The following is a 13,738-nucleotide window of genomic DNA, read 5'->3' on the forward strand; positions in this document are numbered from 1 at the left end:
TAATTAATCCAAGGTTGCAGGTACAGCAATACCTAGCCGTTTCAGCGCCCAGGTTTCTTCCGCAAACCACTGCTCGGCGGATTCTGAAGCGGAGATTGCTTGTTGTTGGAGTGCCGATCTACCCATTTCATTGAGTTCTTTGCGGTATCTTTGTAGAGTCAGTTGTTGTGCCACAGCTAAAGGCATCGAACCAGCTAGAGGAGTGCGATCGCCTGTGGGGTTGTAAAACAAGCGCTGGCAAGTTTTGCCTGTCGCTGCAACCACTAGGTCGGTTGCATCTTCATCCCCCTGCTCGTAAGCAGCCAAGAGATAGTAAGCTTGTGCTTGCAGTCTAGCAGTACCGATCTGTTCAACTCGCTCAAGCCCAAGGGGTGCGATACAAGTTTGATAAGAAGGTAGACGGGCTTGAGCTGAATGACAAAAGGCTGTTGCGATCGCGGTGGCTAGCCCCATCGCAAATAGCAGAATAATTCTGAAAATCTGATGCATTGCTTCGTCAACTTGCAAAGTAGTTTCGTGGATTCACTGCTCGACCGCTAAACGGGTTGCCTGCAATCGCTCCTTCTCTCATTTCAATGTGGAGAGTGGACGAACCAGTAAGAGCGATTAGGTCGCCCTGTTTGACTTTAGTACCGACTATCGGTTGGATAGAAGTCACGTGCGCGTATCGGGTTTGCCGTCCGTTGTCGTGTTCCAGCACAATTGTGTTGCCATAGCCTTCTGCGTGTCCTGCATAAATGACTTTCCCTTCTGCTGCGGCATAGATAGGCGTGGTTTCAGCCACCTCCACGTCAATGCCTTTGCTGTGCTGGTTGCTTGCCGCAACCGCTGGTGCGCCAAACTCGCGCACTACGCGATAGGAGTCTCGAACTGGGAAAATCGCAATTGGCAAAGAACCAGCCCTACCAATTGGAGCACACGTCAGAGTGGTGTTGCTAGCCTGATAACGAGCTGCTACTTGCCTTCCGTAGTCTCTGAGGCTCAAACTTCCCAGCGTATCCGAGCTACTTCCATCAACAGCACTGTAGAGACCACCAAAATGCATCTGGGCAACTCGCTCAATCAAGCGACCGCCTGTGAAGAACTGGCCTGTCGTAGGGTCAATTTCTTGGCTGGCTCGTGCGATTGCGCTTGATAGAGAACTGTTGAATGCTCGGTTTTGATCTTCTGGTGGGAAATACTGCATCAATTCGGCTGGGGCCGGTTCGTACCCCCTACTGACTTGCTTCAAAAAGTCCTGTCCGTTTGGTTTAGCTGCAATTAAACTAGTAGCGTACTCGTTATAGCTCATGAACTGGTAGCGACCGAGTCCGCGCCCGCAGTTTCCACCCCCGTCAGCGCAGGTGTAAACGCCGATCGCCATAAAGTCACCACTGGCAGCACTTTCAATTGAGGCGATCGCCTCCGACAGTTCGCTCAACTTGAGCGTAGAACCATTGGCAGAAGTGAAGCAGTCTGGTGTCAGCAGGTTGCTAGTGCCAGTTTGCCCACCACCATAGGAACTGGACATGCTGCGGGTAGCGCCTGTAGGTTGGGACGAGGCAGAAGAATTTCTCTTCTCCTCCAGAAGGCCAATGAAAATAGGTGCATTAACCTTATAGGTGAAAAAGGGTATCGGACCAATGAAGTAGGGGGTGCAGCCAAGATCGGGAATTCCTCGGTTACAGAAGCGAAAAAACAACGCCGTATCTACCGTATCTGTTGCCTCATCTGGTTCTGTTACCACTACTTTGAAAGCAGAACCAAAAGGGTGGCGTCCGGTCGGTTCCTTTCCACCATTAACTGCGCCTAGGATGCCAAAACCACCTTCAACTTCCTGGTATTTGCCAGAGATCCACTGCTTACCTTCTAAATTAGCTCTAGCACCTCGCCCTGCGTTCTCCAGATCGTCGAGTTCGATGTAGGCGCAGTCCTTTTCGTCACAAGGTACAGAATACCCTTGTTGGTCTGAACCGGAAACGGTGTTATTTCGATGCATTTCCGACGAACCGTAGATCGTGTCAATCCGCATTACCACCGAGCCAACTTCTGTAATTGGAGTCGGGAAGTCAGAAAAAGCAACTTGGTTGAGGCTTGGCACGTTGCTAACAAAGCTATTTTGCCAGTTCGCAAAATTTTGCAGCTCAATTGCTCTTAAGCTGGGAATGGAATCAATACTAAACGTTGACAAGTCAATTTGATTGAGCTGTAACTGACCAAGCCTTGGATTGGTGACAATATAAGCCAAAGTTGCAGAGCTGCCAACCGTATTACCCAGTTGGGTTTGAAGTAGCTTTGCAACTGGAGGCACATCTGCAACTGTTAGATTGCCCAGACCTGGCACAATCTTCACCAATTGTTGGAGAGTTTGCTCTCCTGCCAGCGTAAAAGCATCTAAAGAAACTTGAGAAAGGTTCAGTTCAGTGAGTTGACTAATAGCATCTAGAGAAAATACCTCTAAACTGAGAGCATCTGAAAGATCGCCCAGCTTCAAGTATTGATCGGGAGTCATGCCAGCACTCCAGTTCCGGCTGAGATCGTACCCTACCGTCTTAGTGTAGGCACTACCATCAAATGAGCCGTTAGAGGCGATCGGTGGCATACTGGCTAAGCTAATTTTGCTCCAATCTGGCAACAGCACGTTAGTAGTTCTCTCGCCCATCGGGACTTCCCAAACTCGTGTTGGGAACCGTCCCGACTCTGCTTTTGCAACTGCTGCCCAACCGGACCAAGCAACTGTAATCAAAATGAATACAACAAGCACCTTGCTCAAGTGCTTTACCACATCAGCAGTCATAACAAATATTGCCAAAGTAAACAATCGCTAGACAGCAGAAATTGTCTAGTTTTTCAAGGCTAGAAAGCGAATGATATTTAGTTGTCCAATGTTTTAGTACCTAAAGTTCAACTACAGTTCAAAATCCTCGTACTTGTAGCCCTTTTCGGCTGAAGGATTGTTAAATTGGGGATTAGGATTAGCAGCAGTCTCGGTGTAGGGCGAATCGGCGTGGTTCACTTCAAACACGTTCTCCTGGTAGCCGTTGCTGAAAAGATCTTCTTGCCAGCTGCTATCTCCAGCTCCAAACACGTTGGTGCCACCATAGCCTTCAGTCTCATACCCATTCGATCCATAACCATTAGAGTCGTAACCGCTAGAACTGTAGCCATTCGTGGTGTAGTTTTCGTCTTCGGGTAATCCGTAAGTATTCATTTCAGTTAAATCTTTAAATCAAGTACCGCAGCCCTACTATAAATGTATTATTGTTAATTCTAATTATCAGTATTTTTGAGTAAATTTCAAATTATCTTTATACATAGTTTAAAAAATATCCAGTTATAAATAAACAATAAAAGTCTTAATATTTCCATACTTTGTAAGGAAATCAAGAATCGAGTAAAAATCATGTCAAGTTTTCTTAAGGTATTAGTAAGGTTATAAAAATCACAAAGTTTTAATTAGAGAGCAAACGAGCTTTCTGCCTAGCTACCGCTTTTAATTAAGTGCGTTTTTATGCTTGCCCAAGTGCTTGGCAGCGGGATTTTTCTAAGTTTGTAGTTTCATGATACCGACTCACCTTTATCCTCTCTATCAGTCCATTACTCAAAACCCGCCTTATGGTTGGTTTCCAAGCTCTCCCGATCTAATTGAGCGAATGCTAAAGCTAGCAACGATTACGCTCGGAATGCGAGGGCTTGACCCATCTGCTGGTTCTGGAACTTTAGCTTGTGCAATGCGCGAACGAGGGGCAGTTGTGGACGCGATCGAGATCGACCCCAATTTTCAAATGTTGCTGAAGCAGCAGGGATTCAATCTCGTTGGCACTGACTTCTTGACTACCGAACCTCAAACGCTCTACGACATCATTCTTGCCAACCCACCGTTTTCCGATCGCCACACCAGAGGGGTAGATCTGGAACACATTCAACGTGCATTCCACCTATTTCTTGCTCCTGGCGGTCAATTGGTGACAGTTGTCAGCGCATCGATGAATTGCAAGAACTGTCCTCGTGCGAGAGCGTTTCGAGCCTTCTTGCAACGCATTGATGCACAAGTAGAGAAATTGCCACTAGAGATTTTTTGGCAGAGCGATCGCCCAGTAACGGTTGAAAGTTTCTTAATTTCAGCTCGCAAGCTACCGCTGCACGCTAAGTAATTTCCAACTCCAGATTTACGTCTCCATGATATGCGCTCTAACTTCCACACTGCGGGATTACTCAACTCCTAATTACCTTCTGATTCAAGATGAAAAAACCCTAGCTCGGCAGCTCAAGGCAATTCAAAGCACTGCTCTATTCGGGATTGACTGTGAAACGACAGGACTCGATCCCAAGCGCGATCGCCTCCGGCTGGTGCAGATTGCCGTTCCCCACGCGAGAGTCCTGCTCATCGACTTATTTGCGATCGCACCAAAGCACCTCAAACCGCTTCGGCAACTCTTAAACAGTCCTGCCCTGAAAATAGGACACAACCTGAAGTTTGAGTGGCAATTCCTTACTCAAGCTGGATTAGGGTTAGCTCATCCTTTCTTCGACACGCAACTAGCATACCGAATCTGGAGTGCGGGGATCAAAACTAAACTGTCTCTCAAATCAGTTGCTAGCAAACTGCTGGGAGTGAAATTAAATAAATCATTGCAGCACAGTAATTTTGCTCAAGCTGAATTGACCTCCCAGCAACTCCGATACGCTGCGATCGATGCAGCCATTCTGCTGGATCTATATCCCATCCTGCACGGCAGACTCAAACAAAGCCAACTGCTCGAAGTCGCTCGATTAGAGTTTAGTTGTATCCCTGTCACCGCGCAGATGGAACTCAACGGGATGTTACTCGACCTCAGCCGTTGGCAGGGGTACGGTGCATCGTTAGAAAAGCAAAAAGCAGCCGCGCTTGCAGTGGTGAAGCAGCTTTCGATTCCTGGCAAGCAACAACTGTCGTTGTTACCAGAAATAACCGATACTATCAACCCCAACTCACCCAAACAACTCCTTGCGGCACTACAAGCGATTGGTGCGCCGATCAAATCTACAAGCGAAAAAGAACTCGTCCCGCTGGCGGGGCAATTCCCAGTCATTCAAGCATTGCTGGATTACCGCAAGCTGCAAAAGGTACTAACTGTTTTCGACACTAGCCTACCCAAACACATCCACCAGACGACGGGTCGGATTCACGCTAACTGGTTTCAATATGGAGCTAAGTCTGGCAGATATAGCTGCCGCAACCCAGCACTGCAAACCGTTCCCCGCAATAAAGCGGCACGGCAATGCTTTGTGGCTTCCCCTGGCTGTCGAATTGTCAAAGCGGACTACAGCCAAATCGAGCTACGTATTGTTGCCAAGTTGAGTGGAGATGCGCGGCTGCTGCGGGCGTATCGCTTAGGAGAAGACATTCATCGCCTGACTGCTTCACTGATTACAGAAAGACCCATTGAAGAAATCGCCCCAGAAGATCGAACGCTAGCAAAAGCGATTAATTTCGGACTGATTTACGGTATGAGTGCTGTCAAACTCCAAGTCTATGCTGAAACCAAGTACGGCATTCGCATGTCACTGGAGGAAGCTCGTCGGTTCAGGAAACGATTCTTTGAAGCATATCCGGGCATCAAACGTTGGCATGATATGCTAGCAGGACTGGTCTACGGTCATCAGAAAGTAAGTGAGATTCGCACGCTCTTTGGCAGACGCAGGCGATGGAGGAAAAAACCTCGGCTCACCGAGTTCTACAATCACCCAGTGCAAGGATTGTGTGCCGATATCCTCAAACTGGCTTTGATCGACTTAGAAACGGTTTTAATAAAGTTCGGCGCAAAGCTGATTGCTGTGGTGCATGATGAAATCCTGCTGGAGTGCCCAGAGGTTGTTGCTCTAGCGATCGCTCAACAACTCAAGCGATGCATGGAACGAGCTGCTCAGCCTTTCCTCGACCCGATCCCAGCTGTAGTAGAAGTTAAAGTGGCTGCTAATTGGGGTGGTGAATAAGGCTTACATTTCTACGTAGGGCAGTTGCGCGGGTTCCTCCTCGTCGCTCTGAAATAGCTCCTTGCGGGGTTTAGCAAATTTTGAACGATCAGGTCCTGCGACTGGCTTAGCAAACGTTGCATTATTTCTAATTTCTAACATTTGATTTTCCTCTCGAATCATAGCTGGGGTGAACTGCCACCGCTGCTGCTTCATCTCCTCAAAGGTGATTTCGAGGGGATCGCCCAGTCTTCCAGATCGATCGAGTTGGAAATATTTCTCTTCAGCCACTCGGCGCACGGCATTACCAATCTCAGCAGGCGTACACAGTCTGTATTCAGTCAGTAGTACGTGCCACTGGTCGTCAGTCCAAGGCGAAATCCCCGTTTTTTGTGCTTCGCAGAAGGCGGGAAAGTACTTGGCTAAGTGCAGGTTGAAAATGTCGTACCGCCCCCCGTCATGCGGTAGGTCTACAAAGTAAATGTCATCGACTCGGCGTTGCAACTCTAACGGTAGCATTCCCAAACGGTTGACCGTAGCGATGACAAACACCTGCGATTGATGTTCCTGCATCCAAGTCAGTAGTTTGCCCGCGCGTCTTTTGGACAATCCTCCATCTGCATTAGAATCCCAACCTGCGAATCCTTTGTCGAAATCGTCGAAATACAGAACTACAGGAGCCATCGCTTCGGCTGTAGCCAATAAAAATCGTAACTCTCGATCGGATGATATGGATGCCCAATCCACGGCCATCAGCGGCACCCCCATTTTTTTGGCTGCGAGTTTTGCTGAAAGACTCTTTCCAGTGCCAGGTGGACCCCAGAGAATTAAGCCTCTGGGAAACTTTAACCCATACTGCTTTTGTGCTTCTGGATTGAATAAAGCACTAATGCGATCGAGTCGTGTATCCAACAAGTCCAGTCCTGCTGCTGTTGGCACATCTGGATCGGCAATAAAGTCCAGTCCCCTACCACTAAGTTTGGCGAGTTTGTAAGACAGTACCATCTGGGCTAATTGCCCTACAGTTCGAGCAAAAGGAAGCGACTGAACGAGCACCAGATCGATCTCTCCCGCAGATAACCCCTGACAAGCTCTAATTAAGCGAGTTTGAGTATCAGCATCGGTTTGCAAGTTATTGTGAGATTGGCAAAACTGCTCGACTGCTTGCGTAATTTGTTGCAGGCTAGGTAAAGCATTGATCAAGACTGGGATAAAAGGCTGTAAGCTCGGCGAGAGTTCGATTTGCTCTGCCAGCAACACCCAATATTGACGAATCTTGCCCCAAGAAAGCTGTTGGAAAGCATTAGAAAGCTGATAAATCAAGTGATCGCTCAACTGCCCGCGCTCGTCAAATTGCAACACGCCTTCGAGCAAAAAAATTCCTGGTTGTGGAGTGTCAAGCAGATATTGGATAATATCGCGATCGCGCTCTGCAAGTGTTGTTGGTTGAAAAACTGTACGTACAGTATTTTCCACCTCCTGATTACCCAGTTGTTGAATGGACGAACAACCAGGATTCCAAAAATAAACAGGAAGCGATCGCTCCTCTCCCCAGCGTTGGAAGTGTTGAAAGATTTGACCTCTATCAGTCAAAAAATACTCAACCCCCACAATAAACGTGCCTCGGTCAGCTAGGGCTGTCCAATCAAACAAAGTTCTGTTCATACTGGCTTCATTGATGCTTAGTTTCGTTGCTAAATAGTTCCAGTAAATCTCCTATAAAGAAGTAACAAAATCAGTTGAAAAATTAATCGAGATAACTTAACACTGCTCTATATAAACATCGTCAATTTAACTTTGATAATCATTAGATTTAATCGATTAAATTCCAGAACTAAAAATCAATCTTTAACATAATAATAAAAAGTCTTTAAAACTTAATTTTTTATATCTGTAGCTGCCTTTGTCGTCCCCGCCTCCGTCGGTGCGTCCTTCTTTGCTGAAAGTCTTGTGGTTTTGTCTCTCCAAGATGTAAAAACCACTGAACATCTTTTTGAGTAATTAACTGCTGTATATGAATTTGGGTTTGATCGCCTGAGCGTTGGAGCATAAATAAACACCCCCGTCCTTTCACCTCCACTGTTAAGCTTTTCTCGGTCAATAATGGTTGTGCGTAAGTGATTTGATAAAGTCCTAGGTTCAATTGCCAAATATTACGGTTGGGGTCTACCAGTTTCGTTAGCCCCTGCTCGTGTGCTTGTTGAAAATAAGGAACTGCAATCTGAATAATTAACGAAGCTCGCTGTTGATTGCACATCAAAGTTCTAATTGCACCTGCTTTGCTCGGTTTTGTTGCTGACAGTTGCGATCGAGTTGCACGATAAGGGTTTTATTCTCATGCGAGTCAAATTGGGCGATCGCCTTTTCATTGGCTTCAACTTCAAAAGCCGCAGTTTGAGACGAGCCATGCTTCGTGCCAATCAGTTGCGCGATCGCCTCATCGTCTCGATCGGGTACGTAACTCACTCCTCGATACTTTTGCAAGCCAACAAATGAATAATCCCTACCTAGTTTGTTACCACTAAACGCAACTCCTTCAAGGGCATAAGAAATGCCTTGTTCGGTGACTCTGACTTCTACTCCAGCTGACTGTACCTGCTGAATGTAGTCTGGCATCGTGTCGGTGTGTGCCGTTGCCCAATTCAAAATTGGATAAAGCTTTTGACGAACACTAGGCTGCCCCAAACGCTTCTGCTGGCTAAATTCTCCAGAGGGGTGAGCGCGGTTTGGTTTGTCCCAACTTGGTTCTGTCGATTGTAAGTCATAAGCCTGTTCTAGTTGACGAATCAAAACTTCACTCCGGCGATAGTCCCAAGAATCGCTCACGATAGACCCATCCCCAATCCGAATCCGACTTGCCACCATGTGAATGTGGTCGTGAGCGGTGTCGTGGTGTCGGTAAACTACGTACTGAGAATCTCCAAACCCCATCCCTTGCAAGTAGTCTTCAGCAATATCCATCCACCGATCGTCATCCATTGTTTCGATGGGAATAACGCTTAAAGAAGCATGATAGACCGACCGCTTAAGTCGAGGATTGAGCTTGCGAGACTCGTGAAATTCCTTGACAAGCCCATCGAGTGTTACACTCCCCATATTTGTGCCAATTTGTCTTGCACCTGACTTGTTGTGTAAGTAATTGAGTATTTTGCGAAACGACGCACACTTAAACTGTTTTCCAATCATTCATCTTGCCTTTCAATCGTTGTTAAATTGACCAAGTCAGGATTTAGTACTTGCAGCTGCAATTGCCTAACCCGATCTTCTAACTCTTTCAACCATTCCACGTTGATATTAATGTCGCCTCCCTGCTTCTTTTCTTGGTTGCAGGCTCTAACAATTTGGTTGAGATGATTCCGAATCCAACCCAGCTGCAAATAAGTCTCTCGATTCAGCTGCGGCGCAGGCGGTAAAGTTTTCATCTTTAACCCAGCTCGACGAAAGTGCTCGTTTAAGCTAAGGTTGCCTGCTAATTCCTTAGCTTGTTTCTTTTCATCTGCCGTCAGGTAAATTGTCACCCGCTGGTTAGCTGGTGTTCCATCTTCTGATCGCGGTCTTCGCATAATCAAATCGATTGCATCACTACATCGCTAACAATACTGAGTTGGTACGTGGCAGTCCTCTCGCTTGCAAAAAAGCGATCGCACGACTCCATTCCCTAAGATTATTTAAGCAACTTACGTAAAATTTTTTACATATAAAAAACATGGCTTGCTACTCCGTCAACTCCACGTCCATCACCAACTAACGCACCCAACTTGGGTGAGCTTTAGGAAATTTAGACAAGTTGCATCGCAGTCCAATTGCAGGCTAATCGCGCTTTAATAAAGGTGCGATCGCAGTCCGGTCGGGGTAGGACGAGAAAAATTTTGTTAAATACATATTAATCCATGAAAATCGAGGGAGCGATCGGGGTTGGATAAAGGTTTGATGAAGGTATGTTTGGTATTTTGTAAAGGTCTAACCGCGATCAGATCGAGGAGTGATCGGGGTTGAATGAATATACCATGAAAGGGTGACAGCTTTGGGTTCAAAATTCGCCCCATCCTTGATGAAGCATTGTTTAAGTTGAAAATACTTCAGTGAATTTACGATTAAGCAAGTAAAATTAAATGCAATATACACTTCCATTTGCTATAACTTTGAGGGGAGAGTTTATACTTTCTCAGTAGTAAGTCAAGTTAGTCGCACCCTTCAATGCGATCGGCAATTCCCCTTAACTAAATCAATGGCGGATCTTACTCTCAGTTTCGATCCAGGGGCATCCCTGACCAAGGTAATTTATGAATTAGGCAATGAAGAAACTATTCGGCTCCTCTTAATGGAACCAGAGATGATTCAACTGCCTCAAAGTTCAATTGAGTCGTATTTAGTCAATCGGCAGGGGGTTGGGCAGGCTCGACCTGAAAATGAAGCCTGGGTGCAATGCGCGGGTGAATCAGAATGTCAAGTGGTGGGTTTTCTAGCTCGACAATTCCTAGCCTCCCCTCGCCTCAACCGACTCAAGTACGAATCTACCCTTCATAAAGTGCTGGCGGCGGTTGGGGCAATCGCTCAGTCTAGCGGACTTCCTAATCGCTTTTCTCTGGCGCTTGTAACTCCTTTACCGTATGGGGAGTATCGCAATCACCCGCAGCTGAAAGCTCATCTCCAAAAAGCTCTCAAAGACTTTCGGTTTCGAGGACAGCGGTTCAAAGTCAAGCTAGAAAGCTTTAATTGTCTACCAGAGGGGGCAGGGTTGGCACTAATCCAATGCCAGCAAAATGGAGTTGAGTGGTTTCAACGTCAGGCGATCGCGGTGTTAATGTTTGGACACCGCAACACCACTGCCCTGATCTTTGAACGAGGCAAAATGACCGCCGGACACACCACCAACTTGGGATTCCATCAATTGGTGCAACAGGCGATCGAGCGGACTTCTGGGCAAGAGTTAGTCTCTTTGACCGCTGCCATCTATGAGGCAGGAACTGAGTTAACTCCCAACAATCCCGTTCTGCAATCTTTAGTCAAGAGCCATAATCCAGATAACCAGGTAGTAGAACTGAAACAACTCATTGGGGCGATCGCTACGGCAAGAGTGGAATACTGGCGCAGGCTTCAAGAATGGCTGGATGCGGTGCTGCCTAGAACAATCACTCAAGTGGTGCTTTCAGGTGGTGCAGCAATGTATCTTTACCAAGAACTAGAAGACTACTTTCCCAGTACGCCAACTTACTGGGGTATGGACTTACAGCATCAAATTGAGCAAATCTTAGGCTTAGACTATCGTTCCTGTCAGTCAGGCAAGGAATCGCTGTCGTTTCGGTTAGTCGATGGGTTCGGTTTATTTTTAAAATTTAGAGCAACTCAGTCAGCTGTATGAATAAGCGTATAACCAAACAGCGCCAAGTCTTTATCTTCCGTTACCAGCCTTATGCGGACAGTTCTGATGATGTCCTTCTACGCTTTCTCGAAGCTGGAGATGGCATTCGCTGTGGTAGAGAAATGGCGATCCAGGCACTGCGGATGTGCTATTTAGCTCTAGCCTACCAATGGGCAGGCACTCTCAGCGATGAAGAACTTCGGCATGTTAGTTTGAACTGTTGTAATGCTCTAGAACAACAGCTGATGCACCTGCGACAAACGCTGCATTTGCCTGCCTCTGGCGCTTCTACTGCGAGCGCTGCTTTGGCGATCGCTCCGGTTACTACCCCTGTTAGCGCTCCCTTTGAAATAAGTCAACCCGTAGCTCCAATGGCTAGTCGTGCCAACTCAAAGCGTACTCGAGTCGTGAAATCTGATGCCCTGCTACCTGGAAAAGGCTCATTTCAAGACGAAACTGGATTATTTGACGGGATTTGATTTTGACTATTAAGCACAAAGATACAGCGTGGACACAACTGCACCGACTTGTTTAAAGCAACCTACCTAACCAAATGGAGTATTAGTTATTATGCCAACGATTCACTTTGTTGACGGCGAAAAGGGAGGAGTCGGTAAATCCCTATTTTGCCGAGTTATGGTGCAATACTGCCTTGATAAAGGATATCCGTTTACCCTAGTCGAAGCCGATCGCAGTAACCCTGATGTGGGAGAGTTTTATCCAGAAAATGTTGAAGATAAAAATGGCAAAAAGATTGTCCATTATAAACAAGCTATTTTCAGCGAATCGGAGCGCAAGCTTTATGAGGCAGACAAGATTTTTGAACTAGCGTTAGCCAAACCTGTAATTGTCAATTTGCCTGCTCAAGTCTTCACAACTGTTAATGATTGGATGGAACGCAACACGTTGTTAGATGTTAGTTCCCAGCATGGAATTGACATTTGCAAATGGTTCGTTTGCACGGGTGGTTTTGACAGTGTCAAACTGTTTGTGGAATCGGTCAATCATTTTGAAGGAAAAATTCGGCATATCCTGATTCGTAATTTGGGACTGCAAGACGATTGGTCGCACGTTTACGAGCGTAAAGAACTCAAAGATCTGATGAGCAAATACAGTATCAAAGCGATCGATTTACCTAAATTCAGCTACCGAGAGCGAGACTATATCGATGAATATCGGATCTCATTTGCCCAAGCGAGGGGACTCAATGAGTTGGGAGTTTTAGGGTTACAGCGCATCCATAAGTTTCTCAAAGAGGCGTATACAAACATCGACCAAACTGAAGTGTGGAGTAAGCCAGTGAAATCTACTCGGTCTGCTTCTAAGTCATCTAAATCAAACGCTTTGGCTGCTGCAACTGCTGAAACTCCAGCTACTGATGCCCAAGCCGTTGTGAGTGGTAAGTAACTAATTACAGTGAATAAATAGAATTCGATCTATGGCAACCAAGCCGCAAGTTGATGACGAAAACGAATTTACAGACAATGAGCTGGACGACGAAGACTTGTCCGAGTTGTTGGACGAGTCAGATACAAACGCTGCAATTGAGCCACTCACGGCTGAAGTACCTAAGAAGGCTTCAGAGAAAGTTATCTCTAATGGGATGACCCGTGAAGCAGTTAACCAACGCAAAAAGAAGCGATTGCTCTACGAACAACGGCGCAAGCAGCTCGACCGCACGATCCTGGCTTTAGCCCTGCGGGGAAAAGATGAGTCGTTCAAAGCCAAGGTCTACGAAATCGTCATCCAAACGGGACTCGATCCCGAAGATCCAGCTTTTCTGCTGCTGGTCGCTACGGGGCGATTAGAGCTGCTGCTGGAGGAATCTCCCAAAGAGCTAGAAGCGTTGTTCGACCAATGGGCTCAAGGCATTCACGCGCAACTGCAAAACTACCGAGAAGGACTGGAGCACTACGAACGAGCAGCTCTCAAAGCTCAAGAGAAGGCGATCGCCCAATCGGTGCAGGCGCTGCTCCAAAAGGCTGCTATTGACAAATTTCTACACTCGATCAATGCCATTTCCATTGCGGCTGGAGCTGTAGTACTCCTGGTAGCAGGGGGACTGGGTTCGGTGTTGGGAGTGGGGTGGACAACCTGGCAACAAGCACAGGTGGAGTATGCCCCTGGCAAACCTCGCCAGCTCACCCTAGAGGAAGTCACCGCTTTGAAGTGGGCAACCAGTTCTGAAGGGCAATTTGCCCGCAACCTGATGAGTTGGAACCAAACTCTGCTTGCCCAACAGGGATTCAGCCGCAGCCGACTGTGCGAACAAGATGCTAAACAACTCGGCGTCACACTGGAGTTGGAAGGAAGAAAAGCCAAGAGTGGGTTTTGTACCCTCTGGATTGTGCCGCCCAACCAACGCAAGTTTTGAGCGATGCAAAACTCTCTCTCATCTGAAAGGTGTTTGTGCGCTACCGCTGATAAATTGTGTGGTTTGAT

At 46.8% G+C, this 13,738-nt stretch carries 13 protein-coding genes; 6 read left to right on the top strand and 7 right to left on the bottom strand.

The window, feature by feature from the left end; translation table 11 throughout:
• Window positions 1–3 precede the first annotated feature (3 nt).
• The 3 genes from B1A85_RS16465 to B1A85_RS16475 all read right to left on the bottom strand — a co-directional run bounded on the left by B1A85_RS16465 (window position 4) and on the right by B1A85_RS16475 (window position 3,190).
• On the bottom strand, window positions 4–489 hold the full coding sequence (locus B1A85_RS16465) for a hypothetical protein (protein WP_015328637.1): 486 nt from the start codon (window positions 487–489) through the stop codon (window positions 4–6).
• Window positions 490–496: 7 nt separating this feature from the next.
• Entirely contained in the window at window positions 497–2,776 is a 2,280-nt protein-coding gene (locus tag B1A85_RS16470; RefSeq protein ID WP_015328638.1) for a M23 family metallopeptidase, read from the bottom strand.
• A gap of 111 nt (window positions 2,777–2,887) precedes the next feature.
• Window positions 2,888–3,190, bottom strand: a complete 303-nt coding sequence (locus B1A85_RS16475; RefSeq protein WP_015328639.1) for a hypothetical protein — start codon at window positions 3,188–3,190, stop codon at window positions 2,888–2,890.
• Between the two features lie 349 nt (window positions 3,191–3,539).
• Between B1A85_RS16475 and B1A85_RS16480 the strand changes: the two genes are divergently transcribed.
• Together B1A85_RS16480 and B1A85_RS16485 are read left to right on the top strand one after the other, a co-directional pair.
• On the top strand, window positions 3,540–4,133 hold the full coding sequence (locus B1A85_RS16480) for a class I SAM-dependent methyltransferase (RefSeq protein WP_015328640.1): 594 nt from the start codon (window positions 3,540–3,542) through the stop codon (window positions 4,131–4,133).
• A gap of 25 nt (window positions 4,134–4,158) precedes the next feature.
• The gene (locus B1A85_RS16485) at window positions 4,159–5,955 is read left to right on the top strand and encodes a DNA polymerase (protein WP_015328641.1); all 1,797 of its coding nucleotides are present in this window, start codon (window positions 4,159–4,161) and stop codon (window positions 5,953–5,955) included.
• Between the two features lie 3 nt (window positions 5,956–5,958).
• On the opposite strand, the gene B1A85_RS16490 is transcribed toward B1A85_RS16485, so the two are convergent.
• From B1A85_RS16490 to B1A85_RS16505, 4 genes are all read right to left on the bottom strand, one after another.
• On the bottom strand, window positions 5,959–7,599 hold the full coding sequence (locus B1A85_RS16490; protein WP_015328642.1) for an ATP-binding protein: 1,641 nt from the start codon (window positions 7,597–7,599) through the stop codon (window positions 5,959–5,961).
• A gap of 220 nt (window positions 7,600–7,819) precedes the next feature.
• Window positions 7,820–8,191, bottom strand: a complete 372-nt coding sequence (locus B1A85_RS16495; protein ID WP_015328643.1) for a hypothetical protein — start codon at window positions 8,189–8,191, stop codon at window positions 7,820–7,822.
• On the bottom strand, window positions 8,191–9,120 hold the full coding sequence (locus B1A85_RS16500; RefSeq protein ID WP_015328644.1) for a relaxase/mobilization nuclease domain-containing protein: 930 nt from the start codon (window positions 9,118–9,120) through the stop codon (window positions 8,191–8,193). The genes B1A85_RS16495 and B1A85_RS16500 overlap by 1 nt, the downstream gene beginning before the upstream one ends.
• Window positions 9,117–9,497 (bottom strand): hypothetical protein, encoded by a 381-nt coding sequence (locus B1A85_RS16505; protein WP_015328645.1) that lies wholly within the window; start codon window positions 9,495–9,497, stop codon window positions 9,117–9,119. Before B1A85_RS16505 ends, B1A85_RS16500 begins: the two co-directional genes overlap by 4 nt.
• A 665-nt stretch (window positions 9,498–10,162) precedes the next feature.
• Between B1A85_RS16505 and B1A85_RS16510 the strand changes: the two genes are divergently transcribed.
• The 4 genes from B1A85_RS16510 (at window position 10,163) to B1A85_RS16525 (ending at window position 13,670) form a co-directional block, all read left to right on the top strand.
• Window positions 10,163–11,296 carry a ParM/StbA family protein gene (locus B1A85_RS16510; RefSeq protein ID WP_015328646.1) on the top strand — a complete coding sequence of 378 codons (1,134 nt, stop codon included), beginning with the start codon at window positions 10,163–10,165 and terminating at the stop codon, window positions 11,294–11,296.
• Window positions 11,293–11,775: a hypothetical protein gene (locus B1A85_RS16515; RefSeq protein ID WP_015328647.1), complete on the top strand. Its 483-nt coding sequence runs from the start codon at window positions 11,293–11,295 to the stop codon at window positions 11,773–11,775. The genes B1A85_RS16510 and B1A85_RS16515 overlap by 4 nt, the downstream gene beginning before the upstream one ends.
• A 91-nt stretch (window positions 11,776–11,866) precedes the next feature.
• On the top strand, window positions 11,867–12,703 hold the full coding sequence (locus B1A85_RS16520; protein ID WP_015328648.1) for a mobilization protein MobD-like protein: 837 nt from the start codon (window positions 11,867–11,869) through the stop codon (window positions 12,701–12,703).
• A gap of 31 nt (window positions 12,704–12,734) precedes the next feature.
• On the top strand, window positions 12,735–13,670 hold the full coding sequence (locus B1A85_RS16525; protein WP_015328649.1) for a DUF6753 family protein: 936 nt from the start codon (window positions 12,735–12,737) through the stop codon (window positions 13,668–13,670).
• Window positions 13,671–13,738 lie beyond the last annotated feature (68 nt).

Origin of the sequence: Chroococcidiopsis sp. TS-821 (genome assembly GCF_002939305.1) — a bacterium.
Lineage (GTDB): Bacteria > Cyanobacteriota > Cyanobacteriia > Cyanobacteriales > Chroococcidiopsidaceae > Chroogloeocystis.

Coding starts and splice junctions, on each gene's coding strand:
- B1A85_RS16465 (WP_015328637.1), bottom strand. CDS start 489: ATGCATCAGATTTTCAGAATTATTCTGCTATTTGCGATGGGGCTAGCC.
- B1A85_RS16470 (WP_015328638.1), bottom strand. CDS start 2,776: ATGACTGCTGATGTGGTAAAGCACTTGAGCAAGGTGCTTGTTGTATTC.
- B1A85_RS16475 (WP_015328639.1), bottom strand. CDS start 3,190: ATGAATACTTACGGATTACCCGAAGACGAAAACTACACCACGAATGGC.
- B1A85_RS16480 (WP_015328640.1), top strand. CDS start 3,540: ATGATACCGACTCACCTTTATCCTCTCTATCAGTCCATTACTCAAAAC.
- B1A85_RS16485 (WP_015328641.1), top strand. CDS start 4,159: ATGATATGCGCTCTAACTTCCACACTGCGGGATTACTCAACTCCTAAT.
- B1A85_RS16490 (WP_015328642.1), bottom strand. CDS start 7,599: ATGAACAGAACTTTGTTTGATTGGACAGCCCTAGCTGACCGAGGCACG.
- B1A85_RS16495 (WP_015328643.1), bottom strand. CDS start 8,191: ATGTGCAATCAACAGCGAGCTTCGTTAATTATTCAGATTGCAGTTCCT.
- B1A85_RS16500 (WP_015328644.1), bottom strand. CDS start 9,120: ATGATTGGAAAACAGTTTAAGTGTGCGTCGTTTCGCAAAATACTCAAT.
- B1A85_RS16505 (WP_015328645.1), bottom strand. CDS start 9,497: ATGCGAAGACCGCGATCAGAAGATGGAACACCAGCTAACCAGCGGGTG.
- B1A85_RS16510 (WP_015328646.1), top strand. CDS start 10,163: ATGGCGGATCTTACTCTCAGTTTCGATCCAGGGGCATCCCTGACCAAG.
- B1A85_RS16515 (WP_015328647.1), top strand. CDS start 11,293: ATGAATAAGCGTATAACCAAACAGCGCCAAGTCTTTATCTTCCGTTAC.
- B1A85_RS16520 (WP_015328648.1), top strand. CDS start 11,867: ATGCCAACGATTCACTTTGTTGACGGCGAAAAGGGAGGAGTCGGTAAA.
- B1A85_RS16525 (WP_015328649.1), top strand. CDS start 12,735: ATGGCAACCAAGCCGCAAGTTGATGACGAAAACGAATTTACAGACAAT.